Raw genomic sequence first — 26617 nt, 5'->3', positions numbered from 1 at the left:
AGAAAGAAGACATGGAGTTCAAATCATTAAAAAACATCGAGACATCGTTCCGGCAGCTACGGCTGTTCGGAATGGTATTCCTGGGAGTATGCGTACTGGTAACGGTCTTTGCCACCTGAAAGGCATACGAGTTTGCCGAGGCGCAACGGCAGAAAATCTATGTACTGGACAGCGGAAAATCGCTGATGCTGGCACTTTCGCAGGATGTGCAGCAGAACCGCCCCGTGGAAGCGAGGGAACATATCAGACGTTTCCACGAACTGTTTTTCACCCTGTCACCGGACAAGAGCGCCATTGAAAGCAACATCCAGCGTGCCCTTTACCTTTCGGATGAAAGTGCCATCGGTTACTACCGGAACTTGCAGGAGAAAGGCTACTTCAACCGGATGATCGCGGGAAACATCTCGCAGACGCTGACGGTGGACAGCATACAGGGGAACTTCAACAGTTATCCCTACGAGATGAAGACCTATAGCCGGCAGCACATCATCCGTTCGAGCAGCGTTACCGAAAGGTCGCTTGTCACCACCTGCCGTCTGAGGAATGTAACCCGGAGCGACAACAATCCGCAGGGCTTTCTGATAGAGAGTTTTACCATCATCGAAAACAGGGACATCGGACAGTATGAAAGATAACGGTATAAAAAAGGTCTTCCACTCGTTCAGAACGGAGAAAGACCGATATATAATAAAACTCCGCAGGCGGTGGCAACGGCTGAGCTACCGGCAGCAAAGGATTATCATCCTTTACCTGCTCGGACTCTTCGCCGCCATCGACCTTGCCTACATCGTGGGCGGTTTCTGCGGGACAGACAAATTTCCGATTGAGGTACAGCATCTCCAAAGGATTGCGCTTCCCCAAACGGACAGTATTCAACCATTAAAAAACAATGTATCCAATGACACAATCCGATAAGAAAGAAGAAAAGAATAAAGAAACGCAGAAAGCGGAACCTGTATCCGAAAAGGGGAAGAAGTTAAACCGCAAGGTTGCCGACAAGCTGAAATTCTATGGCGTGGTGACATTCCTCTCCCTGCTTTGCGCCGGGTTCATCTGGTTTCTCTTCAAACCGGACACACCCGAAACGGTGGAAGGGACGGCAGGAATCAATACGACGATACCCGACGCTATCGCACCGGAGACGATGGCCGACAAACAGAAGGCTTACGAACTGGAAGAAATGAAGAAACGCAGGCAGGAGAAGGTAAGAACCTTGCAGGATGTGGCCGGGGGCTATCTGACACCGGACACAACGGACGGGCTGAAACCGGAAGAAGATGTACCGAAAGCGGATGCTATCCGGGAGTCCAGAGAAAAACAGCGGCAGATTTCAAGACAGATCACCTCGTTCTATAAGGAACCGAAGGAGAGTCCGAGGGTGGACGAACTGGAACGGCAGGTAAAGGAGCTTAACGAAAAGCTGGAACGTGAACGGAAAGGACAAGACCCGCTGGAACTGATGGAAAAGTCGTATGAGATGGCGGCACGCTATTTCCCCGGACAAACGGGCGGACAGGTGAAGAACATACAGCCTGCCGGGGGCACCGGTACCGGCAATCCTGCCGCCATAGCTGCCGGACGTGCCACGGAGAATGTGGTTTCGTCACTGGCCGTACCTCCGGTACCCGACACGATACCCCGCAATTACGGTTTTGCCACTGCCGTGGGCGGCGGACAGCTTGCCGGAGCCAATACGATACGTGCCTGCGTGGCCGAAGACCAGACAGTGACCACCGGGGCATGACTGAAGTTCCGGTTGCTGGAACCGCTGCAAGTGGGTGGTGTGCTTGTACCTGCCAATACTCCGCTATATGGTACGGTGCGTATCGAAGGGCAACGGATGGCAGTCACAGTAAACTCCATAGAGAGCGGCGGGAACATCCTGCCGGTGGAACTAACGGCTTACGATATAGACGGGCAGGCCGGACTTTTCGTTCCGAATACCGCAGAACGTACCGCCATGAAGGAAGCCGCCGCCAATATCGGGGGCAGTTTCGGAACAAGCATCTCGTTCGCACGCAGTGCCTCGCAACAACTCGTCATGGACGTGACAAGGGGCGTGCTTGGCGGCGGATCACAATATCTGGCCACAAAGATGCGTGAGGTGAAAGTGTCCGTGAAAGCGAATTATCAACTTTTATTAATATCCAAAAAACAGTAATCAGATGAAGACAAGAATTATTTTATCATTAGTCATACTTTTAACCGTATTGTCGGTAAAGGCGCAGGAACCGGTGGAAACAAAGATTTTCCCCACCAACCAGATTATCTCACCGCATAAGATTGAGGTGACTTTTCAGAAAACCGTACATATCCTTTTCCCTTCCGAAGTGAAATATGTGGATTTGGGCTCGTTCGACATCATAGCGGACAAGGCCACGGGAGCGGAAAATGTAGTACGCATCAAGGCGGCGGTGAAAGGTTTTGAAGGGGAAACGAACTTCTCCGTTATCACTGCCGACGGTTGTTTCTATTCTTTTAATGTGGTTTATAAGGACGAACCAGCGCAACTTTCCATTGAGATGGAAGACTGGCTACGGGACAATCCCGAAGGCGGGATTGCGGGCGACCGCATGTTCGTGAAGCTGAAAGAACTCGGCGGGGAGACACCGCTGGTGGTGAACCGTATCATGTACACGCTGTATAAGAAGAACAAAAGGGACATCAGGCATATCGGTTGCAAGAAGTACGGCATACAGACACTGCTCAAAGGGCTTTATATCAATAATGACCTGCTGTACCTGCATACTTCCCTGCGCAACAGTTCGGATATATCGTTCGACATTGACTATATCCGTTTCAAAGTGGTGGACAAGAAAGTAGCCAAGCGCACGGCCATGCAGGAGAACTTCATAGAACCTGTAAGGACATACAACCGCCTGATAACGGTGGACGGGAAAGCCACGGTGCGGGGTATATTCGTGCTGCCCAAGCTCACCCTGCCGGATGACAAACTGCTCGTGGTGGAGGTTTACGAAAAGGGCGGTGCCCGTCACCAGTCGTTCCGCATAGAGAACACAGACCTTGTGGCGGCAAAACCAATCAGTGAACTGCATCTGAAATAATAACCTATATATAATATAATGTATATGCAAAGAATACTATTCATACTGACAGTTGCCATGTTGTCGCTCTTTGCGGGCGAAGCATACGCGCAGCGTGACCTGCCGGGACAGACGGGTGTACAATTTACAACAGGGGGAGTCAATCATTTCCTTTCATGGAAGAGTGGTGGCGAACGCCACTACTTCACCTCGCTGGCCTTTACACATACCAACCGTAACCGTACCTGCTGGCTGTATGGTCTGGATTATCAGATAAAGGAGTACACCTACGAAAATAAGGCAATACCCAAAGCGCAGTTCACGGGGGAACTCGGCTATTTTATTCCCGTATTGTCGGACAAGGGCCGGAACGTCTGTTTCCGTATCGGACTTTCCGTTTTGGGCGGCTTCGAGACAGTCAACTGGGGAACCTCCCTGCTTCCTGACGGAGCGGCGGTGACAAACGGTGACTGCTTTATTTATGGCGGCGGTCTGACGGCGGCTTTCGATGTCTGGCTGACAGACCGGATTATCCTGCTGATGCAGGTAAAGGAAAGGGCGCTCTTCGGAACGGATGCGGGTAACTTCCATACCCAGATAGGATTGGGCGTTCGCCTTATTATTAACTAATAAAAAGAGAAAGGAGAAACAAAAAATGAAAAACGTATTATATAAATGTATAGGTGCACTGCTTGCGGCGCTGGCCTTCAATTCTTGTAACGACGGGATAGACATCCGGCAGGATTATGATTTCAGCCTCTCGTCATGGTATCTGCAAAAGCAGATTGCAACGGGTGAAACGGTGGAGATACGCTTTTATCTTGACCGTGAAGGGGACTATGAAAAGGCGGAGTATGAAATAGGTTACATCCAGATGGAAGGCAAGGGAGAAGTGTCCGATAGTGAAGGCATAAAACTTGTGAACCGGGAAGTGAGGCCGCTGGCAGAGGTGCCGGGACTGGATACGGAAAATCCGGTCAGGCAGATATTCACCCTCTTTTACCGTTCGACAAGCGCCAGACGTTCGGAACTGAAATTCTTTGTCCGGGATAATTTTGGCAGGGAAAGAGAAATGACGGTGACGTTCGATTTAGAAAACACTATGGCAAAGGAATAACTGCTACCATTATCTATCAAGAAAGACGGTGGGGAAACCTGTCGTCTTTGTTTTATGAAATTTGCTTAATGAAAACAAATGAATAAGTAATTGTTTCGGATTGCACAAAATTTGTTTTTATATTTAGCCGGAAGTTAATAGTTCAATCATATACGCATGAAAACAACACTCAGAATATTCCGTATCATCAGCAAGCTGTTGCTGCTGGCTTATGTCACGATAGTGAATTTTGTCTTTATTACGGTGTTTTACGCATTGCTACTTTCAATCTTGCGCCATATATGGCCGGCATATATACCGGGGCTGTTTGATGAGGGGGTGATTCCGTATTTAGTCAATACGTTACCGTATTATCTTTTGCTGTTATTCATCCTTTATTCCATTTCTCCGCTAAATGTGTGGGTGCTACGCAGAAAAGAAGGATACCGTCCTTTGAACAGTTCCGATCGCATGAGGCTGGAACGGTTGCTTTCAGAAATGGGTATGAACCGGAGGCTGAAACTTTATCGTAACAATGACGCACGGGTAAATGCTGCCGCATTCGGTTTCAATACGATAGGACTGACGGGCGGAGTACTCGCCGCAGCTTCGGATGAGGAGCTGAAGGGCATCATCAGTCATGAAGTGGGGCATATCTCCCATTACGACTTCGTCTATCAGGTGCTTTTATTCTCGATGGAGTCGTTCGGTTACCGCTGCCTTTATGGTATATTTCTTATTCCGGCTCTGATATTCGGGATAATTGGCAGCATGGTGTTCGCATTGGTTCCGGCTTTGGGCCTTGTAGGTGAACTCATAGCGAAGTTATGGTGGGCCGTTTACAAACTGCTTCACCGGATTATATACGGCATCAGCCGGATAACTGACGTGAATATCAATAAATATGCCGAGTACCGTTGTGATGCCTATGCAGTGAAATATGGTTGCGGCGAAGGATTGCTTTCTTTCCTCCGCCGGTTGAAAAGGACGGAAGACGTTTACGGTGAGCATCCGACTTTCACCGAATATATCATGAGTACGCATCCGTCCACCGAAAAACGGATTGCACGGCTGGAGAAACTGCTGTAACCTGCGGTAAAGAATGTGTGCCTATATCATTTTACGGATATTGGTATAGGGAGTACCGGATGCGCATATCTGCTGCATTTCTGTGGAAAAGTCATCGTAATAACAGATGATATGACCGCCGACAAGCGCATTGCCAAAAAACTCTTTTTCCGGAAGTATTTTTTTATTGTCTGCCTGCTTTATCAGGTCGTCATACAGGGCACGATACACCTTGTCGGTATCTGCCGGAAAAGCGGTTTCCGGTATGGCTACTGAAAGGATTATCTCCGGGCATTTGCCCGCTTCACGCAGCATGACTATCGTATCCGCACCTAATAATCCGATATAGGAATGCGGATTGCAGGTGAATGTGCGATAACCTTCATTATAAAGTGGAAGGATTATCCGGTAGAGTTCCATACGGATTTTATCTTCCCTGAATTGGTCGTATTTGGTTGTCTTTTCAATGATACTGCCGGTAATGGCAACGTTCTTGTTGTACATCTTCCTGTGATTTTTGAGTAATACCTTGTCCGTAACTTCCTGTTATGTACCAAAAAAGCACGGAACTTAACAGGTTCTACTCTCCGGTACGACCAAGCACCCATGCAGGAAACGAGTTAAGACCGTGCCATTTGTGTATGACAAGGACTCTGCCCGTTTATTCTCCTGCATTGAATTTGGTCGTTTCGAGAGTAAGAACAAACAGCTAAAAGCTATTCTAATATGTTATCATTCAAAATCTTTAATCTTATAACTTTCTTTTTTGGTTCAACCCTGCAAAAATAGAAAAAAGCCGGGCAACCGCATAGGGATTGCCCGACTTTTTTAAGAGGAAGTATTCAGGTGTGGGGTGTGGCAGGTCAGTCCACGGGTTCGCCGCCATAGCGAAGGCGGCAGATGTCCTTGTGGATTTCACACATGATATGCATCTGCATCTGCTTGCTGATATGGCGGCTTTGGGAACGCATAAACAGACGGTTCTCTACCAGACTGCAAAACTTTGTACCTTCCCTGCTCACGATGCAGAGGATTTGATGTTCAAGGAAAAACTCCCTGTCGGTGGAATACTCCACGTTAGGGGACATTTTTATATATTTCATATGCTGATATTTTTAAAGGTTTTACGGTGGCGGTGTGGGTGGGGTCGTCCGGCCCTGCCCTCTGTTCTCTTGGAGGGCGGTGAAAAAGATGTGCCGGATGTTGTCTCCGGCACATGCTTTCTGTTCGGCTTCAGGCGGCTTTTCCGCTTTCGGGTTTCTCCGTTTTCGGGGCGGTGACTTTCTTCTCCGTCTTTTCTGCCGTCTGCTGTTTTTCCGCTTCTTTGGCTGCTTTCTTTTCCGCTTTCTTCATTTCCTTTATCCTTTCTTCCAAACGTTCATGCCGTTTCTGATATTCTTCCTCGTGGGTGGCTTTGGCAAGTCCGTACTGGTCAGGAAAGTGCATGTTTGCGAAGTCTCTTAACAGCTTGGATGCGTTGTTGTCTCCGTGGCCGTTCTCACAAAGGAAGTGGCTGATGAAGTCCCGTTTGATTACCGTCTTTTGTGCGTCCGTCAGTTTGGCAACGATTTTCATCCGCTGTTTCTCGTCCAATGCGAAAGGCTGGTCCTTGATGCCAAAAAGCGAAAAATGCTTCCTTTGCAGTTGGGTAAGCATGACGAAATAAATCATGCCGTCCTCGTACTGCGTGAACGGACTTTCGGGATAGTCGTTCTCCCGGACAATCTTTTTCGTGTCGGCAACGGTCTTTTCGATAGAAAGCTGTTTGAAACGCTTGTCCCTCTCCTGCAATGTCCCGATAGTGACGGGGGCGGTTTCCTTCCTGTTTATCTCCACGTAGCAGAGTTCGGGTTCCGTCTGCCCTACCTTCACATAGGTCTTTATCCTGCCTTCCTCCTTCATGCGGTCAAGTTCCTCCACCTTTCGGGCATATTCCTCGTTTCTGCGCTCAAATGTCTGCACCGCTTGTTCGTACTCTTTCGCTTGGGTGAACTGCTCTTTCTTCGGTGCTTCGGGGGCTTTTGGAAATTCCCTTGCCGATACGTTGTAGTCAAGTTCCTTGATTTCATGCCCTTTCTTGTCCAATTTCTGTAGTGCCATATCGTTACGGCTTCCGTAGTAGGGGCGTGCGACAACCAACTTCGGATCGGATTTCAAAAGTTTCTCCGTCTCTTTTGCCACATGGGCGGCATTCTTGGTTTCCAGACATTTGCGGTTTGTGCAGTGTCCGCATCCGTTATGCTCGGCAAAGAGATTGTAATTGGCTGCGTTGTGTACGCATGCCTTGCATTCCGTCTTGTCGAACTTGTATTGCCCAAGGTCGGTGGTATAGTATTTTTCAAAGTACCTTTTGAAGAGATTCAATGTATATCCCGTCCAATCCTCACCGTTCCCCTCTTTGAGGTGCTTCTCGTACACGTCCTTTTGTATATCGGGTTCATAGGTGCTTATCTCCTCGGCTACGCTGACAGTGATTGTTTCATTGTCCAACAGTTCACCGATAGGCGCATAGAGTTCGTTCAGTTTCAATCGGGTATAGATATATTTCTCGCTCCGTCCGAAACGGGCGGTCAGTGAATACATGTCATATCTGCCCTTTTCAAGCAACCGCTTGAACGCTTTTGCTTCTTCAGTGGGGCGTACCTGCTCACGCTGCAAGTTCTCGCTTAACGACATGTCTTCCGCTTCATCGTCCGTCACATTATTATATATGGTCGCCTTTATGGTCTTTGCTCCTGCAAGCAATGAGGCACGGTAACGGCGTTCACCGTATATGATTTCATAACCGCCTTCCGTGCGTGGGCGTACCGCAATGGCCTGCAGGATTCCCACTTCCCGAATGCTTTCCGCAAGTTCCTGCAATGATGCGTCATTGAACGTCTTGCGGTGGTTGTCCGTGCTTGGGTGTATGGTGGTGATGTCAAGGTCTGTTTCGGCTGTGGCCGTTGCAAGCGGTGTCTTGAACGTGACCTGCTGCGGTGTTTCTTCCGTAACGGTGGGAACGGTTGCCGTTTCGAGGGGGGCCGTCACTTCGGTAGCCGTGGGCACGTCCTGCGGTGTGAGTAACATTATCGGCTTCGGGATAACTGCCAAAGCAGTTACTTTTACTGCATTTTCTTTCTCTGATTTCTGTACGCTGTTCTTCTGTACTTTTTTGTTCGTCTTCATAATGGTAAGTTTTTAAATGTTGATAATTAATTGAATAGTTTTCCGTCTGAAAGGTATTCCCAACCGTTGGCGTTGCTTTCTTCCGTGAAGTATTCCAAAGTCTGGGTGCTCTCCATATCATCCCAACAAGCACGGAAAAAGCTGTCGAGACATTTGTTCATAAGGTTATCAAACGTGATATTCCCGGTGGGGGATTTCAAGAACCGATAAATCGGATCGAGAATATCGTTATCAATACAATAGCCTGTAAGGGGACAACAGGTATCTACAAATATCCTGCTTTCTCTCCCTTTCCTTCCGTTCCAAAAATATTTTCGGGTGTACAAGTCGTTCCAATGGTTGTTCATCAGATAGGCCACCAACCGCCAACCGCTCAGGCTGTCTATGCAGTCTTCCTGCCTGCTGCGGTAGTCATAGCTATAATTACATGCGTCATATCTCCAATTACGGCACACGATACCGAAGTGTTCGCAAAAGGCATCAAGGGTTTGGCGGTTCTCGTAAGTCCAACCGTAAAAGTATCGATTGTATAACCATTCGCCATGCGCCTTTTCCTTGGCTTCCTCGGATAACTCTGTTATCCGATAGAGGGTGTATGTTCTTGTTTCCGTTCTCATGTCGTTACTTTTTGGTTCTTTGATAGGCGGGGCGGATTGTTCCGCCCTGCCGTTCATGCTGTCATACGCGGATGCACGTGGCGAGTGCTTCCCTTACTTTCAGCTCCTGCTTCTTGGAATATATCCACCCTGCACGCCTTTCGCCCTTATAAGTGAGGTTTGCACGGAACAGACCGTTCAAGTTTTTCAGAACGTCCTTTATTGGCTTGGTGTCACCGAATACGGCAATCGCCTTTTCGCTGTATTCCACGATTTCAAGACTGAGGGTTGAAGGGTCTGCGGTTGCTGTCGGCTGTTGTGCTTCGTTTTCCCTCTGCGGTGCTTTCATGCAAAGGTTGGCTTCATCCCCTGCGGTGTGCGCATACCGTTCTATGAACTTTTCAAGGTCACAGATAGGCTCTTTCTCAATCGTCCAACCGCTGTACTTGTTCCTGCCCAAATACATGCCGTCCCCCATGCTGTAATTTTCACGGTGTTCGTAATCTGCGTTATATTCTGCCAAATAGGCCGTTTCCTCAAAATTGGCGGCATGCTTGCGCATTTCCGAAAAGAGGTTGCGTGTATGTTTGGAAAAGCCTAAAATGACGGTTCTTGCTATACTATAGTCGTAATAGTCCGTATAACTGTCGCATTCGTTCACTCTCAATGTGCCGATAATGACCGCCTTTGCATCCGTCGGGATAAGGGGGCGCAAACGTTCCGCACCGATTTTGGCGATACGTTCGTATTCCTCTCTTGCTTCCTTCGCTTTCTTTTCTTCTTCGGCTTTCTTCTCTTTCGCTTTGGTCAGTAAAGCGGCTGTTTCCAACGGATCCAAAAACTTGGGGTTCGCATCATCGTAATAGATGCCTATTCCGAATTTCTCTGATAATGGCCGGATAAGGTCGGAAGTGTGAAACTCGTGTGTTCGCAAATTGACAAGATGATAGGTTATTCCCCACTTGTCACGGGTTACTTCATACACAACATAGCTGTCATAGCTGTAGCCTTCCAATACTACCACTTGATTGACTGAAACGGTCTGAACGCTTCTGTCGTAACTTTTGTTAGCTCCCAATAAATGTACTTTAGTCATAATGATTTAATTTAAAAATGATTAATATTCTGTCAGAGTATCACGCAAAGAACAAGGATGAGAAGAGCGAGCACGCAAAGGGAAAGGAAAGCGGAAAGGATGCGCCACACGGCACGGATGAGGAAAAACACCACCGCCAAAACTGCCAACATGGGCAACCCACCGCCCAAGCCAACCACTACACCACCGACAAAGGCACACACGAAACGTACTGCCACATAGACCATGAAACCGACCGACAACCACTTCACCAAATTTTTAATGCCGGTTGGAGCGGAGCCGAAGCCTCGTTTCAAATCTTGCTGTATTTCAGTTCTCTTTTTCATAACATTGACTTTTTTTTTATGCCTTGTCGGTGGCTTCACCTTGCTCGTTTCAGGGGGCAGATACGGACGGGGAGAAAATATGCAAGGCTTTTGGTGAGAATTTTTCAACCGCCCGGCTGGACGGATTGAAAAATTTTCGCCAAAACCCGTAGGGCGCGAAGCGGGCTTGCAGATTTTTAGGGGACCCGGACGTAGCTTCGCACCCTGAACCACGCAAGGTGAAGTTACTGACAGGGTGATAAAAATGAGGAAATGGCTATATATGGGAAAAAGAGAACTGAAATACAGTAAGATTCGGAAGGCTGTGCCGACTGGATTATTTATATGATTATAATCGGATTCTATATCGGGGAAAAAGAGCCGGATATTTATAACCATAAAAAAAGTACCTCTATCTTTTGGGGATAGCGCACTTCTTCAGTTGTGTGTCTTCAAATAATACGTCCTCACGGATTTGCTGATTTTATATCTATACCTATTGAATTTATAGAAGTTTTGTACAACCAGCCGTTAAACTCTAAAAAATACATGCATTCGTTCTCACGAACAAGCAATATATATCTATTACAATTAAGCCGGAACAAATGTAGCAGGTGAGGACTGAAAAACACCAAACCGCTTGGCGGTCGGGTGATGTATTTATCATTCATTAACAGCTCACGACGGGTAATGTTACAGCAACATAACAAATGAGCTGCCATAAAGGAAATGTTTTATCTTCTTCACGATAAGGAATTTATGTGTTTATGTCCGTCTCTTGTAATAAAGCGGTTAATTTAGCCCGTATTTTTCCTGTTTGTAGTGACATCGTAATATCCGTTCACTACATTTGTCATATTAATAATCAGAGACACAAAATTATGAAAAGTAGATTATGGCTGTCTGTCTGCCTGCTACTGGCGGCAGGAACAGTGCTTGGCGGATGCCAGGCACCCGTGAAGGAGAAGCTGCCCGTTGTGCATGCGCATAGGGGCGGTGCGGCTCTTTATCCGGAGAATACGATACTAGCAATGACGCATGCTGCGGCAATCGGTGTGTCGGTGATGGAGCTTGACTTGCACGTGACGAAGGACAGTATGGTGGTGGTGTCGCACGATGCCTACCTGAACCATGTTAAGGCATTGACACCGGAAGGGGAACCGATTCCGGCTGGGGAGGATAAGGATTATAAGATATACGCAATGACGTATGACAGTTTGCGACGGTATGATGTGGGCAGTCTTCCGAATCCTGCATATCCGCGACGGAAGAATGTGAAATGCTGCGTACCGCTGGTTACGGATTTGATTGACGCGGTGGAACTTTTGACCAAGAGTAATGGTATCGCTCCGGTGAGCTACAATATCGAGATAAAGTCCGATCCGTCAAAGGACGGGATTTATTCGCCGGATTACCGGACGTTTGCGAACTTGTGCATGAAAGCGCTGTTGAGCAAGAAGCTGGGTGATCGGTTGCTGGTGCAATGCTTTGATGTGCGTACATTGAACTATCTGCACCAGAAATATCCGGATGTCCGTTTGTCCTATCTGGTGGAGGATAAGAACGCTACCTTTGAGGAACTGATGGCGCGGTTGGACTTTGTACCGCAAGTGTATAGCCCGGAGAGCGATATGCTGACGGAGGAGATTGCCGGGAAGGTCCGTGCCAAAGGGATGGAACTGGCTCCGTGGACGGTGGACGACAAGCCGGAGACGGAACGGTTGAAGACGTTGGGGGTGGATGCCATCATTACCAACCAGCCGGATAGCGTGATGCGGTGGCTGGGATATCCAGAGAATAAAGGGAAAGAATAATTAGTGAATACTGTTATGAAACCAGCTGTTATTGCATTTTTCAGAGGCTATAACCTGCTTTTCCTGTCGGGGATGTGCCTGCTTTTTTTCGCATTAACCGGTTGTTCGGACGATGATGAGGATGAGCTTCCGCCTACACCTATTTCTTATACCACACTGATATATATGGTTGCGGATAACACGATGGATAGTGATGTGGACTACAGTATCAGTCAACTGAAGGCCGGGGCAAAGCGGAGTGCGGGAACAGCGGTGGTGTATGTGGACCGGATGGACGAAGCGCCGCGTCTGTTCAAGATTACGCAGGCAGGCGAAGAGGTGCTGCTGAAAAACTATGAGGAAGAGAACTCTGCCAATGTAGAAACGCTGGTGCGGGTGATTGAAGAAACGAAGGAACTGGTTCCGTCGGAAAGGTTCGGGCTGGTGCTGTGGTCACATTCCATGGGGTGGGTTCCGAGCGGCTATAGCCGTACCCGGTCTGTATGGCCGGATAAGGGAGAACAGGCATTTCCGCGTACACGCTACATCGGACCGGACTTTCATCCGGGCAATGTGACCGTGGATACCATGATAGAGATAGATGCGCTGGCTGCGGGTCTGCCGGATCATGTGGCCGAGTATATCTGGTTTGATATGTGCCTGATGGGTAGTGTGGAAGCTTTGTATGCATTGCGGTATAAGAGCGATTATCTGATAGCTTCGCCTACGGAGGTGCTTGCGGAAGGAAGCTACGATGCATCGGGTATTCCGTATGCAAAGGTGTTGCCGTATATGTTCGGCGGTGTGGAAGGACTCAAACAGGCTTGTAACGCTTATTTTCAGCATTATAATGGCATGAAATATGATGTGCTCCGTTCGGCAACCATCACACTGGTGGATGCGGCACAACTGGACGGGTTGTATGACGTGGTTCATGGGGCGTTGTCCGGACATCTGGCAGATGCGGCTGGAATGGATGTCAGCGGATTGCAGGTGTACCATACGAGTGACGTGCCGCAGGTATTCTTCGATTTGAAAGATATGGTGAACAGGCTGAAAAATACGGATGATGCCTTGCTGGAGGCACAATTGGGAAAGACAGTTGTTTATACGGCGGCTACGGCTTCGTTCAAGTATGTGGTTATCGACAGAAATAAATATTGCGGATTGAGCGTTTATGTTCCCCTAAAGAAGTGGAAAGGGAATACGGAATATCAATATTACTTTGAAAGCCTGGAGTGGGGGGAAATCTACGATTAAGAAATCTCCGGATTTCTTTTGCTGCGAATATATCGGTTGTGTTGGTTGTGACTGTTTGCTATGATAGGCTGCAAAAGCAGATGCACGTGAGCAGGCTGTAGTAATACCCGGCCAGTTTGAACTGGAAGCGCAGATCTTTCATTATGATGGATACCTTCTTGTAAATGCTTTCAATGCTGATATTGAACTGGCTGGCGGTTCGTTGGGCAGGATAGTCCAACTCTTTCTGGTAGATGAAAACCTGTTTGTCCAATTCGGGATATTTGCTGAGTACCTTCTCGGTTATCTTGCGAATCTCCTCGGCGTAATAGTCAGCTTCGGGTGATGAAGGGGATGCGTAATTGTCGGAGAGGTTGGGAAAATCATCCAACGGGATTTCTTTGCTACATTGGGGGGAACGGTAGTAATCGGCTATACGTTTTGTTGCCATATTGAAGAAAAGGCTTTCTGCCGAATCCATGTTTTCGTAAATGAGTTGGGACGCATTCTGCCAAATGTTCAACCAGAAATTCTGACTCAAATCAAAGGCGGTATCTGCATTGTCCGTTACATTATAAAAATACTGTAGCAGTCTTTGGCTATACCGATTATAAAGAATTAAAAATGCATCAGCATCGGCAGATGCAGCGATAGCCTGTAACAAAATCTTGTCAGCCTGCTGCTCCTTTAGTTGTTTTGATAGATTTTTATTCATAATTCTTTTTAGGATTTCATGTCCCAAAAGTAAAAAGAGGTTATTTCAGAGTTATGACAAGCTATTAAAAAGATTGATGGGCTGTTAAGATTTACATGGCTGTAATGTTCATGCAATAGAACTGTAATATTTGACGGGATAATCGGGTGGATGCACGGAGATATGCCAACAAATTTGTATTGGAACCATATTTGATAAATTAGTTTAGAGTATTTTTGTAGATGTAATATTTTATACATATAAGTCGTTACTATAAATCTGAATACGGAGGGAGGCTAAAAAGAAGACCAATGCAGAAATCTTCCAAAATTAACTATTTTTAAAGGAAGGTTTTGGGGGTCTCAAATGATTTACTAGTGTAGGGGTACTTGAACGGAAATTGAAACCCAGTTGAAAGTTGCCCGTTGCTCTTTGAAGTTTTGACCGCCCACTTCCCCGGAAAACAGTCCGGAAAAGTTAAAAAACAGGGATAAATGCAGAAATCCTTTGATTTTAACGATTTTTAAAGGAAGGTTTTAGGGGGTTCAAACGATTTATTAGTGTATGGGTTCTCAAAGTGATGCGAGAACTTGAATGTAGGACAAATTAAAAAAACAGATAATTGATATGATTAAATTTTGGAGAAATAGAAAGAAAGTAACTTCCGAACAAGAAGAACGTGTATGGGATCGTATAGATTCTCTCTACTCGAAACTTGAAGAAGGAAAGGCTACTGAGGATGAACTCAAGCGGATTGACGGCATCTCCAAAATAATCATGGATGTTACCGGTAAGAGTAGTAAGGGTAAGAAAGAAACGGCTACGCCGGAAGAACTGGATGAGCTGACCAAAAGAGACTTGGATATGCTGGCACGAATGATCGGCATTGAAGGAATAGAAGGAAGAACGGACTGTCTGGCCGGACAGGTGAAGAAAGAAAAGAGATTGCCATTCTCCCGTGGAATGAAGTATGCGGGAGCCGGAATTGCGGCAAGCGTCCTGTTGGTGTTGGGAATTTCGTTCTATATGAATGAAAAATTTGCGGATAGTACGAATGCCATGGCATGTAATGTAATCCAATGCCAGAATGATAGTGTGTTGCACCTGGCAGACGGTACGGTTGTTTATCTTGCAGGCGGCAGTAATCTGAGCATTGCGAACAACTTCGGGAAGAAGGACAGGACGGTGAGCCTGGTAGGAGAAGCATTCTTTGAGGTGGCCAAGGACAAGAAGAAATCCTTTATTGTAAAGGCGAAAGAGATCAATGCCATTGTACACGGAACCTCGTTCAATGTGGTAGCTTACGGCGGGACAGTGGAGAGCCAGGTTGCAGTCCGCACTGGATGTGTGGAAGTGGCGAAAGGGGAGCAATCTTTCGGTAAGTTCCACTGTGGCGACCGGGTGGTTTATGATAAGGCAGCCAACAGAGTTTCGCATGACACGGTGAATCCCGATAATATCGGAGCATGGACTACCGGTGGTTTCGTACTGGAGGATGCTACGGTAGAAGAGCTGAAAATAAGGGTGAAGAACCGTTTCCACCGGGAACTGGTGATAGAGAAGGATGCCATACCTGCGGACGCCCGAATCAATTATTGCTCGTATAGGCCGGAACAATCCGGAGTAAATAATGTGATGAAAAATATATGTGCCATTTACGGTACGCGATATGAAATCAGTGACAACCGGATTGTTGTAAGCCGGTAACCATATACATCCACGCGCCACCTTACGAGGACTGCACGCGTAACGAAAGAATAAAGAAAGACAAGCCTGTGGTATGCGGTGGCGAGCTGCATACATGAAAGAGAAATTTCCCTATGTAAAGGGAAACGGCCATTGCCTTGTCTTTTCGGAAATGGAAAATGAAAGTTTAACTAATTGAAAATAGGTGATTTATTAAGTAAAATATTAACGAATTAAAGATGAAAAGGAGTAATAAGAAAATGAGATTACGAACGGGCATATTGTTCCTACTGGGAATGTTGCTGCTATCGCCGATCTGCCATGCGAGTGACGACCAAAAGGCAACGAGCTATCCGGCAGAGGCACTGGAACTACGGTTGAACCGCATCGCCAAGACGTATAAGGTAGAGGTTGCATTCGACGGGAAGAATATGAAAGCCATTAGTGTGCCTGCCGCGACCAAGCGCAATTCAGTAGAGGTGGATTTATCCAACAGTCTTTCAAACACCGGTTATTCATATAAGAAAGTATCAGCGGAATCATATTCCGTATATCAGGACGATAATAAAAACAAGAAAAGTTCCGGGAAAGGGACTATCACGGGAACCGTGCTGGATAAGGACGGATTTCCGATACCGGGAGCCACGGTGGTCATTGCCGGCAGCAACACCGGTACGGCAACGGACATTAAGGGAAACTTCACACTGAAAGATGTGCCGACACGTACCTATATGGTAGAAGTGAGCTGTATCTCGTATCAGAAAATGCGCATCAGCGACGTGAAAGTTGCAGGGGGAAGAACTACTCCGTTGGATGTAATCCTGCAAGATGAGACAGAGATGCTGAATGAAGTGGTGGTAACCGCTACCTATAACAAGGCATCTGCCAATGCGCTGTACTCCAAACAAAAGACAATGGTTGCGATGAGTGACGGTATCAGTGCCGACCTTGTGAAGAAAACCAGTGACAACAATATGGCGCAAGTGCTTCGCCGTGTGTCCGGTGTGACGATTGATAACGGTAAGTATGTAAATGTGCGTGGTATGGGCGAACGCTATAACAATGTGCAGTTGAACGGTGCATCCCTGCCAAGTACGGAGCCGAACCGCAGAAACTTTGCTTTCGATGTGATACCGAGTGGTTTGGTGGATAATGTGACTATTGCAAAGACCTTTACTCCCGACCTGCCGGGTGAATTTACCGGAGGATTGATAGAAGTACAAACCTTGGCGGTACCGAGTAAGAAGTTTCTCGATATAAGTCTGGGTACAGGTATGAACACCCAGAGTACGGGAAAAGACTTCCTGAGCAACAAGCGTTTCAAATCCGACTGGCTGTTCGGTGAAATGAATGACCGCCAATGGTATGCCGGCAGAAGTGAAGACGAAGGTAAGATAGGTACGCAGAATGCTGCATTGAAAAATACTTTCGGAATGAAGAAATTCACAGCTATGCCGATACAGAACTACTCTCTTACCTTTGGTGCTCCTATCGAATTGGGTTACGGACACAAACTGGGGGTAGTAGCCGCTTTGACCTACCGTAATGAACAGACTACGGAAGAATATAAAGAGATGAACACCATAACTAAAGACAGTTTGAACGGACCGGGTAAACGCTATAAGTTTGTGACTTCTGTCGGCGCTGTGGCAAACGTCGGTTGGGAAATCCGGAACCATAAGATTACGTGGCGAAACATGTTCAACAACCGTTTCCAACATACCAATCTTGAACGTTACATTTTTAAATATACTACAGCGTTCAATACCTATGAGCAGTATAGTGTCCCATTGCGCAGCCAGCTCTGGCAAACCCAACTGGAAGGCGAGCACCGGTTGTTCAACGAAAACCTGATAGCTACATGGAATGCGTCTTATAATCAGATTGGCCGTACCAATCCGGATGACCGCTACGCATTGGGCAATGTTCAAGGAAATGTGGAAGACGGCTTGGTTGATTGGAGCAGCACTGTCACCAGCAGCCAGTTCGGACTTGAAGACGGACACTTGATGTACAGTAACCTGAAAGAGAAGAAGAAAACCATTGGATTCAATCTGGAACATCCTTTTGTAGTAAAGGGAAACAAGCAAACCATCAAGACCGGATATATGGGCACTTTCCGTACCTCCAATTATGAACAGCAATATCTTCATGCCATGTTTGGCAACAAGGGGGAAGGATGGGACGCATGGAAAGAACTACAGGAATCGCATCCGGAATTGGGAGAGTTGTATGACCCGAAGAACTTTGCAAGTGGCGCTATCTATTATGCGCCGTCCGGCTTGTCGGGACTAAATGAAGCCGATTACTACGAAGGAAAACAAAATATACATGCGGCATATTTGATGGGTGAATTTACGTTCTTCCGTAAACTGCACTTAACGGCAGGCGTCCGTATGGAAGATGCCACTACTGAAGTGCAAACAACAATTGGGGCGGACAGAGTGGATAGTTTGGTCTCGGTAAAGAAAACCGACTGGTTGCCCGCCGCCACTCTGGTCTATAACATCACGGACAACATCAATGCCCGTTTTGCTTATAGCCGCACCATTGCGCGTCCGGACTTCAGGGAACTTACCCCTTGTAACTATTATAATGTAGACGACCGTATAGAAGTGAAAAGCCGTGGAGGATTGAAGCAATCCCATTCGGATAATTTCGACCTCCGTTTGGAGTGGTATCCACAAGCGGGTGAAGTGGTTTCGGTAAGTGCCTTTTATAAGAAATTCAAATCCCCTATTGAAATGGTAACGCGAAAGACGATGGATTTACGATATGTCCTGCATCCTTTCAATATAGATGATGCCAGCGTAAAGGGTATTGAGATTAATCTTCGTAAATCATTGGCTTTCATCGCCCCGGGCTCTTTCTTGAAGGATGTGTATGTCAGTGGAAACGCTACTTTTCTGAGTGGAGACGTTACATACAATCTTGAACGATTGCAGAACGCTGCTTCCGGGATTGACAGAGAAGTTAAAACGCAAGACCGCAGCCGCCCATTGCAAGGATTGTCTCCATATACTGTAAATGCCGGATTGACCTATCAGGGAAAGATACTTGGTGCTGCATTGAACTATGGGCGTAACGGACGTAAATTGTTATTTGCCGGAGATTACGAGAAGTATGACCAATACGAAGCATCGAGAGACGTACTTGACTTACAAATCTCTGCCCGTTTCCTAAAAGAAAAGTTGGAAGTGAAATTCAATGCCAGTGACCTCTTAAACCAGGATGTGATAGTTTATCGCAATTGCGGATATGAACCGGGGGTTGACCCGAATAACGATAAAGGATATGCTGATTTAACTTCAAATATGAACTATAATAGCGGAGATTGGGTGCTAAGCCGGATAAAAAAAGGTATAAACCTTTCTCTGTCAGTTGGATATAAATTTTAGTTTTTGTGTTAAATAAATAGTTTATTAACTTTTAAAATTGTTCAGTTATGAAAAATTTTAGATTCAAAAACGTGTTAGGTGTTACAAGTTTGGCAGTAGCCTCTGTAGCCGTGGTATCTTGTAGTCAGAACGAGGAAATTGCACCCATTGACGGTGGAACTCGTGCAGCTGCTGCAATCGTAAAAGTGTCTGGTGTTATCAACACCAATACTACTTGGAGTGCTTCAAATGAATATCATTTGGATGGCAAGGTTTATGTGTCCGGTGGTGCTACATTGACTATTCAGGCAGGTACAAAAATTGTAGGTCTGTACAATGATGTTCCGGCACAAGCTTCAGCTTTGGTTATTACCCGTAATGGTAAGATTAATGCTGTTGGTACTGCTTCTGCTCCGATTGTTATGACGGCAGAAGATGCACATCAATATCCTGGTGGTTGGGGTGGTTTCGTAGTATTGGGTAATGCTCCTATCAACCAAACCAACAATCCGGTTATTGAAGGTATCAATTCGGCTCCTGCCGGTGTAGATATCACTTATGGTGGTAGCAATGCTAACGATAACTCCGGTACGATTCAGTATGTACGTGTTGAATATGCCGGTGCCAACGTTTCGCAGGACAATGAATTGAATTCATTTACTTTCGGCGGTGTAGGTGCAGGTACAACTTTTGACCACTGTCAGGCATACTACGGTGAAGACGATGCATTCGAATTCTTCGGTGGTACAATAAATGCCAAGTATTTGGTATCTACCAGTACGCACGACGATGCTTTTGACTTCGACTTTGGTTACACTGGTAAGCTTCAGTTCTTGGTAGCCACTGTAGATGCAAATAGTACCTATTACACTAAAGACCCGAATGGTATTGAATGTGATAACGACGGAAGCAGTTCATCTTTAACTCCGTTCACTCACCCGACAATCAGTAACTTAACAATCGTTGGAACCGTTAATGGTAAGGTTGCACAATCTGCAATGGGTGATGGTAAATCCATGAAATCTTGTGCCAACTTCCGTAGAAACTGCCAATTTACTTTGGTGAACAGTATTCTTTACGGATATCCTACCGGTATCTTGTGTGAAACCACTAACAGCTATGTTTTCAAAAACAATGTTGTAAATGGTGTTAGTACTACATTTTCAGGTATCACAGCTGACGCGACTAATACTGCTGCTGCAAGTGCTGAGGCTATTGGGCTGACTTCTCCGTGGGGTGGATATACAGGTTTGATGCCTAATGCATCTCCAGCCAATGCAGGTGCAGATTTTAGTGAATTGGATAGTTGGTTTACGACTACTTCTTACAGAGGTGCTGTTGGTGGACGTTCAAACTGGTTAACTCAAGCGTGGGTAAAATAATTGTTGAATAATTTGGAGCCGTATAAAAGAGGGATTAGCCTCCCTCTTTATTCGGCTCTTTTTTGAAGAAAAATGATGAATAAATTTTTATACAGTCTCATCATTAGCATTTTTATATTTGTCTTTGCTGGTTGTGAAACAGAAGGTGAGGATATAGACATGCGATTTGAGACTTGTACTGTATCGTTTGTACAACAAGAACTAAGAAGTAGTTATGAGGTTTATTTTAATGGAGAAAAAAGTATTAATCGTTCAACATCTGTTAAAAAGAATAGTACTCTTAAACTAGAGGTCTATAAAATAGGCGAAAAACAGCCCGAATTGTCACAAGAGATAACACTGGATAATAGTAAAGACATTGAGTTGCTTAAACTTGTGGGACGAGATATTGCTATTTCTTCATCTTTGGAGGAATATACAACATTCACTCCCATAATTAGCTATTTTAATCCTAATACTGATTTATATACCGTTACGTTCAATAATGGAGAATTATCAAATAAGGTAAAGAATTATATAGCCGAAGCGGACTTAAGCGGTACATTAAAAATAGTGCGCAATGTTGATGGGCAAGTTCTTTATGAACAAGATATGACTATTATGCCAGAAGGCCAGTTCAGTCTTATGCAGTTGTCCGATACAGACTTCTTGGATATATCCGATGGTGAAGAAGCGGATCCGGAATCTCGACAATATACTAAAATTCGTTTCTTTTATACTGCTGATGCCTTTCCCGGCCATGACAAGTTGAAATTGGTAGTTTATTTGATGGATTTAGATGCTATGCAATTTACAGCCCCAATAGCAACAATTGATTTGGAAGCTGGAAAGATTTCTGAGTATATTCAAATCGATAATGATGCATTTGGCCAAGGTGTAGTAAACGGAGTATATGATTTGATAGATGAGAGTGGAAATATGATAGTTAATAATCTGGAACATTTTAATACAAGTATTCCAATAGGAACTTCTGATAATAAATTCATGACATTTCGCTTTATGGATCCTTCACATCAAGGCGGTGATAATGTGCAATGCAATTTTATCTTATCTACTCCTTGGAAATAGAGCTTTGGTACTTAAAGCCCTCCGATAAAATTAATTAATCGGAGGTGCTTTTCCTAAAAATGAGTATTTGTTAATTAAAAACGAAAAGAAATCATGAAACACACCCTGAAAGGTTGGCTGGTAGACAATGCTGTCACCGTAGACAACAAAGAAGACAAAATCCTGATGTTGGAATCAGCCGGAAGCCTTACGCTGGAGGATATACTTAGCGAAATGAAGAAAGAAGACACAGGTCTTCGTGAAGAAACCATTGAGCACGCAGTGAAGCTATATCACCGTGTGTTGTCAGACTTGATGCTGAGCGGCTATTCGGTGAATACCGGACTTTTCCGAGCCGTACCCCAATTCCGTGGTGTAGTAGACGGCGGACAGTGGGATCAAAAAAAGAATTCAATCTACGTCTCCTTTACCCAGGACAAGGACTTGCGCGAAGCTATTGCGCAGACTTCAGTCAACATCTTGGGAGAGAAACGGGACGCCATGTATATAATAGGTGGCGAAGATGCCGCCACCCGTGCCACGGACGGCATGGCAACCGCCGGACGCAACTACACCCTGAACGGACGCTTGATAAAAGTCGTTGGTGAACATGAATCGGTAGGTATCACCCTGACTGATGCTTCCGGCAAGGTCAGCAAGCTGCCTAATGATATGCTGGTGGTGAACAACCCCTCGCAACTCATTATCTTGCTTCCCTCCGATTTAACGGACGGTCACTACACGCTGACGGTCACTACGCAATACAGTGGTACAAATACATTGCTGAAAACTCCGCGTAGTACGAGCAAAGTGATTACCATCGGGCAAAGTGGTGGTTCTGAAGGTGGAAATACCAGTGATGGAAACTTGGATGAGAATCCTTTAGGATAAAGCCTCTTATCCGGCCTTTTTAGACAGAGCTGTCTAAGGAGATTAGATAGGGCTATCTAAAGCTCTTCGATAAAGCGGTTTCAGACATCAAAACAAATGCTTTCTTTCATTGAATAATTTGAAATAATAAAAGAATGATAGACATTATAGCAAATATAGCTTCTATTCTGGGTTTTACCATGCAGATGAATGACAAGTTCTTTGCGCATGGAATGAATAAAGAGCAGGCGGACAATGAAATGCTGCTGTTGTTTCTGAAGCAATTGTCCGTCAAATCCAAAGCAATAAAAGAGATACATCAGAAGTATCATTCGTTGAGTAATGATTTTCGCCTTGTAGCTGTTTTCCTGACTAATCCCGTCATCTACGAGAAAATAGTGACCAACCGGAGCCGGGCATTAAGAAATGCACTGAAAGAATCCCTGCAAACGCCGTCGGCACGTATCGCTCAAACACAACTTTCTGCCCAGTTGCGTCCCTGCTTTGAAAATCTGTTGGTGAGCATAAAGGACGAATCCCACTTGTCTGTGGAGTTTTCCGGGATAAATGATTGCGAGATGAAAGCCATATTGCGGAAAATACTTAATGCACAGAAAGAAATCTTCCAGTTGCACCAACAATTCTGTGGAATAATGAAAACCATCGGCAGTTATCCTCTCGGTAACTGGGGCGACAGTGAGTTTGACTTTATCAAAACGAACCAACGGGTATTTATCTCGGATTTCTATAGCATCATTGATTATGCGGATATCATCCTGATGGGATATTTGGATATCTACCATTGTGCATTGAACCTCAAATAACGGATTGTATGGAAAATGGTATTGAAGAAATATTGAAAGAACATGAGGCACTGTGCAGCCGGGTATTTCATCTTCTGAATACAGGTAATCCGCAAACTAAGGATATAGAACTTATCATACCTAAAGTGAAAGAACTGTTCGGAATGCTGGAAGCCGTCAATACCAAACAAATCACTGCACAGCAATATAACGGCTTGCTGAATGTGATGAGTGAATGGAACGCTATTTTCAGCTATTTCAATATTAATATGGTTCCGTGCCGTTTACGGCCTTTCTTATGGAACTCTCCAAAGGTAGCTGTGAAAAGAATACCCCGGCAATGTATCGAGGGGATAGTGGTAAGCACGAAAATGCAAAAGACGGCTGTCATAGAGGTGGAACGTACGAAAAAGCATCCGAAGTATGGGAAAACAGTACAATATACGAAAAAGTATAAAATACATGATCCCCTGGAGGAATGTAGTGTAGGAGACCGGGTGCTTGCTCATGAAACCAGACATTTCAGCAAGACTAAATATTTTAGATTTTACAGAAAACTGTATTGAGACGGTAAAAAAAGAGTAGGTATTTCAGAATTAATATTGGATATATCACTATATGGAAAGCAAATGCATTAACAATTAAAGACTATTGATTATGAGAAGACTAACCGTACTGCTGTTCCCTGCTTGTCTATTCTCTTGTCAAAACGATGATAATGAGAAAGAGACACGACCTGAAGAGAAAGAAAGCGTATTCAGGTTTATTGATAAAGCTAATATCACAAATACGGACACTTATGAGAAGGCCGAATTTTGTTTAAGAATATACTATCCGAAGGGGGACTATACCAAATTTATAAATGACTTTATATATGCGGATAATATCCCTGATACTTTGGATTACACAGTGCCGGAACTGTATGAAGGATGTATCTATGAGTATCGTGTCTTTTTGAGTAACAAATCGTGGGATGCACCCAAGAAGTCAAAGGAATATCGATTTGCGGAGGTCAGAGTGGAGCATTCATGTGATTCCGTGTATTTTGAATATCCTAAGGATACGATAAATGCAATTGAGGCATTGGAAATAAGCAGACCATGAAATTTTATGTGTTAACAATAATAAAATGACATATATAGTAACACGTAAGGAATAGAAACCAAGAAGAAAATCCACTGGGATAACCTTTTTTAATGACTTTAAGGCAGAGCTGTCTATCGTCATTGGAGAAATAGCTCTGGCCTTGAAAAACAATCGCTCTTTGACAGAATGGGACATATACGGAAATAAAGATAACCCCTTGACCGTTTGTGTATTTGCATAAATAGCATTACCTTTGCAGACAACAATAGAGAAAGGAGGCAATAATGGCAAGACCGATAAAAGAAACCCCGATACTCTTCGGGGAGGATGCACGGAGATTTGAAGCGCGGATGAAAAATCCACCGAAAGAGACTCCGGAAAAGCTGGAAGAGATAAAACGGGATTATAAGTACATCATGAGCATTTTTAAAGAAGAAACTGATGGCAGAAATAAATAATCCAGAGTTTGGTGTTCGCCGTTTGGATGAACACGAGAGAATAGAATCGTTCGATTGCGGAGACGCGGATTTGAACGATTTTATTATGAATGAATCTTTCATTTATAGAAATGAACTGCTTGCTGTTAGTTATGTAGTGGAAGATGCCTTTGGCAAAGTTTTGGCATATTTCAGTCTGGCAAATGATAAAATTTCTCTTTCGGAATTTGAGAACAAGACGGAATTTAATCGCTTTCGGAAAAAACGCTTTGTTAACGAGAAGCGTCTGAAAAGTTATCCAGCAGTGAAAATCTGCCGCTTTGGGGTAGATGTTTCGACACATAATTTGCACTTGGGCAGCAAATTGCTTAATTTCATTAAAGGCTATTTCGTTATTAACAATAAGACCGGATGTAGGTTCATTACAGTTGATGCCTATATTGATGCAGTACCTTTCTATCTGAAGAATAATTTTTTAGAGTTGACATCAAGTGATGAGGATGCCTCTCATACAAGGTTATTATATTATGATTTGAAAATGATGGTTTAAACGATCACTCAGACATATTTTTTATTTCCGTCCCGCTAACCAAAGTCTTTCGTTGGTTAGCGGGACGGTTTCGTTTTGTCCCACTCTGTCTGAAATGGATATAATTTTAATCAATAATAAAAATGCTTATGGCAACAATTAGAAACAAAGAAATCAGTAAAACAGGCGGTGTATGCCTGTCATTCGTAGCTGTACTGGCAATAGCGGCAGCAACTTTATTTACCAGTGGAAAACCGGTTGAGGAGTTATCCGAAAATGCCGCTGTGGGTCGTAAATCGGTGATTACTGCCGCCGGAGCCACATTGCCGTTACCTTTCTACAGCGAGGCGTTCAAGATGTACTGGGAGAAGAACGACATCCCTGTTACTTATGCCGGTATCGGTACGGAACGCGGATTCAGAAGCCTGAAGAATCAACAGATAGACTTTGCAGGTGTGGACGTTCCACCTACCAAAGCGGAACTGGACAGTCTGCCGGTAAAATCTATCCTTGTACCTACGTGCATGGGGGCAGTGACTATCGCCTATAACCTGGAAGGTGTGGATAACCTGCGCCTGACGGGAGAGCTGATAGCAGATATCTATATGGGTAAGATATTGAAATGGAATGATGCAAGGATTGCGGCAGTGAACTCCGGCAAGCAATTGCCCGACAAGGAAATCTATCCCGTTTTCCGTCTGGACGGTAGCGGAACAACTTATATCTTCAGTGACTACCTGACGAAAGTGAGTACGGACTGGAAGGCCAAGATTGGCACGGGAAAAGCCTTGACCTTTCCACGTGGAGTAGCGGCTACGGGAAATACGGGCGTGGCCGGACTGGTAGGTAAAGTTCCGGGTGCTATCGGATACGTGGCTTCGGAATATGCAGCCAGCTTCAATACGCAGAGTGCATGGCTGAAAAACGCTGCCGGAAACTTTGTGCAGCCCACTTCGGAAAGCGTTACCGCTGCCGCAAGCGTGGGGGATGCTACGGGCATGATTACCGATTCAGAGGTTGCCGACGCTTATCCTATCAGTTGCTTCACATGGGTGGTACTTTATAAGGAGCAGAACTATGCTGGGCGTAGTCGCAGTGAAGCGGAAGAAATCGTGAAGCTGCTGGAATGGCTGATCAGCCCGGAAGCTCAGACTATCACTACCCAGGTGCAATGTTCACCGCTGCCGGAAAAGGCTGTGGAATATGCCAAGAACATGTTGAAGGAGGTGACATACGACGGAAAAGCATTGAGAAAGTAATATAAGAATACGTTCGTACTTAACAAGGAGGGACACAGCGTG

Annotated in this window: 27 protein-coding genes and 1 pseudogene; 21 read left to right on the top strand and 7 right to left on the bottom strand. The window is 45.3% G+C overall.

Features of this window, described 5'->3' with window-relative positions; all coding sequences use genetic code 11:
- The first annotated feature begins 11 nt into the window (after positions 1 to 11).
- The 8 genes and pseudogenes from traK to HMPREF0106_RS12355 all read left to right on the top strand — a co-directional run bounded on the left by traK (position 12) and on the right by HMPREF0106_RS12355 (position 5229).
- Positions 12 to 635, top strand: a pseudogene (traK, locus tag HMPREF0106_RS0124675) (conjugative transposon protein TraK).
- Complete coding sequence (locus tag HMPREF0106_RS12335) at positions 625 to 915, top strand: hypothetical protein (RefSeq protein WP_009040011.1); 291 nt, start codon at positions 625 to 627, stop codon at positions 913 to 915. The pseudogene traK and the gene HMPREF0106_RS12335 overlap by 11 nt, the downstream one beginning before the upstream one ends.
- On the top strand, positions 899 to 1744 hold the full coding sequence (locus HMPREF0106_RS0124670) for a conjugative transposon protein TraM (RefSeq protein ID WP_015532681.1): 846 nt from the start codon (positions 899 to 901) through the stop codon (positions 1742 to 1744). Before HMPREF0106_RS12335 ends, HMPREF0106_RS0124670 begins: the two co-directional genes overlap by 17 nt.
- Before the next feature lie 12 nt (positions 1745 to 1756).
- On the top strand, positions 1757 to 2161 hold the full coding sequence (gene traM / locus HMPREF0106_RS0124665) for a conjugative transposon protein TraM (protein ID WP_011109427.1): 405 nt from the start codon (positions 1757 to 1759) through the stop codon (positions 2159 to 2161).
- Positions 2162 to 2165: 4 nt separating this feature from the next.
- Positions 2166 to 3065: a conjugative transposon protein TraN gene (traN, locus tag HMPREF0106_RS12340; RefSeq protein WP_009040010.1), complete on the top strand. Its 900-nt coding sequence runs from the start codon at positions 2166 to 2168 to the stop codon at positions 3063 to 3065.
- A gap of 18 nt (positions 3066 to 3083) precedes the next feature.
- Positions 3084 to 3674 (top strand): conjugal transfer protein TraO, encoded by a 591-nt coding sequence (locus HMPREF0106_RS12345; protein WP_009040009.1) that lies wholly within the window; start codon positions 3084 to 3086, stop codon positions 3672 to 3674.
- Between the two features lie 25 nt (positions 3675 to 3699).
- Entirely contained in the window at positions 3700 to 4161 is a 462-nt protein-coding gene (locus HMPREF0106_RS12350) for a TraQ conjugal transfer family protein (RefSeq protein WP_009040008.1), read from the top strand.
- A gap of 156 nt (positions 4162 to 4317) precedes the next feature.
- Complete coding sequence (locus tag HMPREF0106_RS12355; RefSeq protein ID WP_009040007.1) at positions 4318 to 5229, top strand: M48 family metalloprotease; 912 nt, start codon at positions 4318 to 4320, stop codon at positions 5227 to 5229.
- Between the two features lie 21 nt (positions 5230 to 5250).
- Here HMPREF0106_RS12355 and HMPREF0106_RS12360 read toward each other — a convergent pair whose 3' ends face one another.
- From HMPREF0106_RS12360 to HMPREF0106_RS25935, 6 genes are all read right to left on the bottom strand, one after another.
- A complete protein-coding gene (locus HMPREF0106_RS12360) occupies positions 5251 to 5712 on the bottom strand; it encodes a hypothetical protein (protein ID WP_009040006.1) in 462 nt (153 codons plus the stop codon).
- 359 nt (positions 5713 to 6071) lie between these two features.
- A complete protein-coding gene (locus HMPREF0106_RS12365) occupies positions 6072 to 6311 on the bottom strand; it encodes a hypothetical protein (RefSeq protein ID WP_009040005.1) in 240 nt (79 codons plus the stop codon).
- 130 nt (positions 6312 to 6441) lie between these two features.
- Complete coding sequence (locus HMPREF0106_RS12370; protein WP_009040004.1) at positions 6442 to 8376, bottom strand: ParB/RepB/Spo0J family partition protein; 1935 nt, start codon at positions 8374 to 8376, stop codon at positions 6442 to 6444.
- Positions 8377 to 8402: 26 nt separating this feature from the next.
- Complete coding sequence (locus tag HMPREF0106_RS12375; RefSeq protein ID WP_009040003.1) at positions 8403 to 8993, bottom strand: hypothetical protein; 591 nt, start codon at positions 8991 to 8993, stop codon at positions 8403 to 8405.
- 61 nt (positions 8994 to 9054) lie between these two features.
- Positions 9055 to 10068, bottom strand: coding sequence for a hypothetical protein (locus tag HMPREF0106_RS12380; RefSeq protein ID WP_009040002.1), 1014 nt, complete (start codon positions 10066 to 10068; stop codon positions 9055 to 9057).
- Positions 10069 to 10100: 32 nt separating this feature from the next.
- Positions 10101 to 10394: a hypothetical protein gene (locus HMPREF0106_RS25935; RefSeq protein WP_083787905.1), complete on the bottom strand. Its 294-nt coding sequence runs from the start codon at positions 10392 to 10394 to the stop codon at positions 10101 to 10103.
- 860 nt (positions 10395 to 11254) lie between these two features.
- Between HMPREF0106_RS25935 and HMPREF0106_RS12385 the strand changes: the two genes are divergently transcribed.
- Both HMPREF0106_RS12385 and HMPREF0106_RS12390 read left to right on the top strand, forming a co-directional pair.
- Positions 11255 to 12187 carry a glycerophosphodiester phosphodiesterase family protein gene (locus HMPREF0106_RS12385; protein WP_009040000.1) on the top strand — a complete coding sequence of 311 codons (933 nt, stop codon included), beginning with the start codon at positions 11255 to 11257 and terminating at the stop codon, positions 12185 to 12187.
- Between the two features lie 15 nt (positions 12188 to 12202).
- The gene (locus HMPREF0106_RS12390; protein WP_015532674.1) at positions 12203 to 13426 is read left to right on the top strand and encodes a clostripain-related cysteine peptidase; all 1224 of its coding nucleotides are present in this window, start codon (positions 12203 to 12205) and stop codon (positions 13424 to 13426) included.
- Between the two features lie 58 nt (positions 13427 to 13484).
- On the opposite strand, the gene HMPREF0106_RS12395 is transcribed toward HMPREF0106_RS12390, so the two are convergent.
- Positions 13485 to 14120: an RNA polymerase sigma factor gene (locus tag HMPREF0106_RS12395; RefSeq protein WP_009039998.1), complete on the bottom strand. Its 636-nt coding sequence runs from the start codon at positions 14118 to 14120 to the stop codon at positions 13485 to 13487.
- A 606-nt stretch (positions 14121 to 14726) separates the two neighbouring features.
- On the opposite strand from HMPREF0106_RS12395, the gene HMPREF0106_RS12400 reads away from it, so the two are divergent.
- The 11 genes from HMPREF0106_RS12400 (at position 14727) to pstS (ending at position 26575) form a co-directional block, all read left to right on the top strand.
- Positions 14727 to 15806 carry a FecR family protein gene (locus HMPREF0106_RS12400; protein ID WP_009039997.1) on the top strand — a complete coding sequence of 360 codons (1080 nt, stop codon included), beginning with the start codon at positions 14727 to 14729 and terminating at the stop codon, positions 15804 to 15806.
- A 239-nt stretch (positions 15807 to 16045) separates the two neighbouring features.
- Entirely contained in the window at positions 16046 to 19183 is a 3138-nt protein-coding gene (locus HMPREF0106_RS12405) for a TonB-dependent receptor (protein ID WP_225011895.1), read from the top strand.
- A gap of 47 nt (positions 19184 to 19230) precedes the next feature.
- Positions 19231 to 20544, top strand: a complete 1314-nt coding sequence (locus HMPREF0106_RS27075; protein WP_009039995.1) for a hypothetical protein — start codon at positions 19231 to 19233, stop codon at positions 20542 to 20544.
- A 72-nt stretch (positions 20545 to 20616) separates the two neighbouring features.
- Entirely contained in the window at positions 20617 to 21612 is a 996-nt protein-coding gene (locus HMPREF0106_RS12415; RefSeq protein WP_009039994.1) for a hypothetical protein, read from the top strand.
- A gap of 93 nt (positions 21613 to 21705) precedes the next feature.
- The gene (locus tag HMPREF0106_RS12420) at positions 21706 to 22482 is read left to right on the top strand and encodes a DNA-binding domain-containing protein (protein WP_009039993.1); all 777 of its coding nucleotides are present in this window, start codon (positions 21706 to 21708) and stop codon (positions 22480 to 22482) included.
- Between the two features lie 134 nt (positions 22483 to 22616).
- Positions 22617 to 23285: a hypothetical protein gene (locus HMPREF0106_RS12425; RefSeq protein ID WP_008647129.1), complete on the top strand. Its 669-nt coding sequence runs from the start codon at positions 22617 to 22619 to the stop codon at positions 23283 to 23285.
- Positions 23286 to 23533: 248 nt separating this feature from the next.
- A complete protein-coding gene (gene rpsQ / locus HMPREF0106_RS12430) occupies positions 23534 to 23830 on the top strand; it encodes a 30S ribosomal protein S17 (protein WP_008647131.1) in 297 nt (98 codons plus the stop codon).
- Between the two features lie 91 nt (positions 23831 to 23921).
- Positions 23922 to 24368 (top strand): hypothetical protein, encoded by a 447-nt coding sequence (locus HMPREF0106_RS12435; RefSeq protein ID WP_009039992.1) that lies wholly within the window; start codon positions 23922 to 23924, stop codon positions 24366 to 24368.
- Between the two features lie 266 nt (positions 24369 to 24634).
- Positions 24635 to 24808: a hypothetical protein gene (locus HMPREF0106_RS27455; protein ID WP_009039991.1), complete on the top strand. Its 174-nt coding sequence runs from the start codon at positions 24635 to 24637 to the stop codon at positions 24806 to 24808.
- The gene (locus HMPREF0106_RS12440; RefSeq protein WP_011107054.1) at positions 24792 to 25337 is read left to right on the top strand and encodes a hypothetical protein; all 546 of its coding nucleotides are present in this window, start codon (positions 24792 to 24794) and stop codon (positions 25335 to 25337) included. The genes HMPREF0106_RS27455 and HMPREF0106_RS12440 overlap by 17 nt, the downstream gene beginning before the upstream one ends.
- Before the next feature lie 128 nt (positions 25338 to 25465).
- Positions 25466 to 26575, top strand: coding sequence for a phosphate ABC transporter substrate-binding protein PstS (gene pstS / locus HMPREF0106_RS12445; RefSeq protein ID WP_009039989.1), 1110 nt, complete (start codon positions 25466 to 25468; stop codon positions 26573 to 26575).
- Positions 26576 to 26617 lie beyond the last annotated feature (42 nt).

This window comes from Bacteroides sp. D22 (genome assembly GCF_000163675.1).
GTDB classification, from domain to species: domain Bacteria; phylum Bacteroidota; class Bacteroidia; order Bacteroidales; family Bacteroidaceae; genus Bacteroides; species Bacteroides xylanisolvens.
This window is presented reverse-complemented; position numbering and strand designations above follow the sequence as displayed.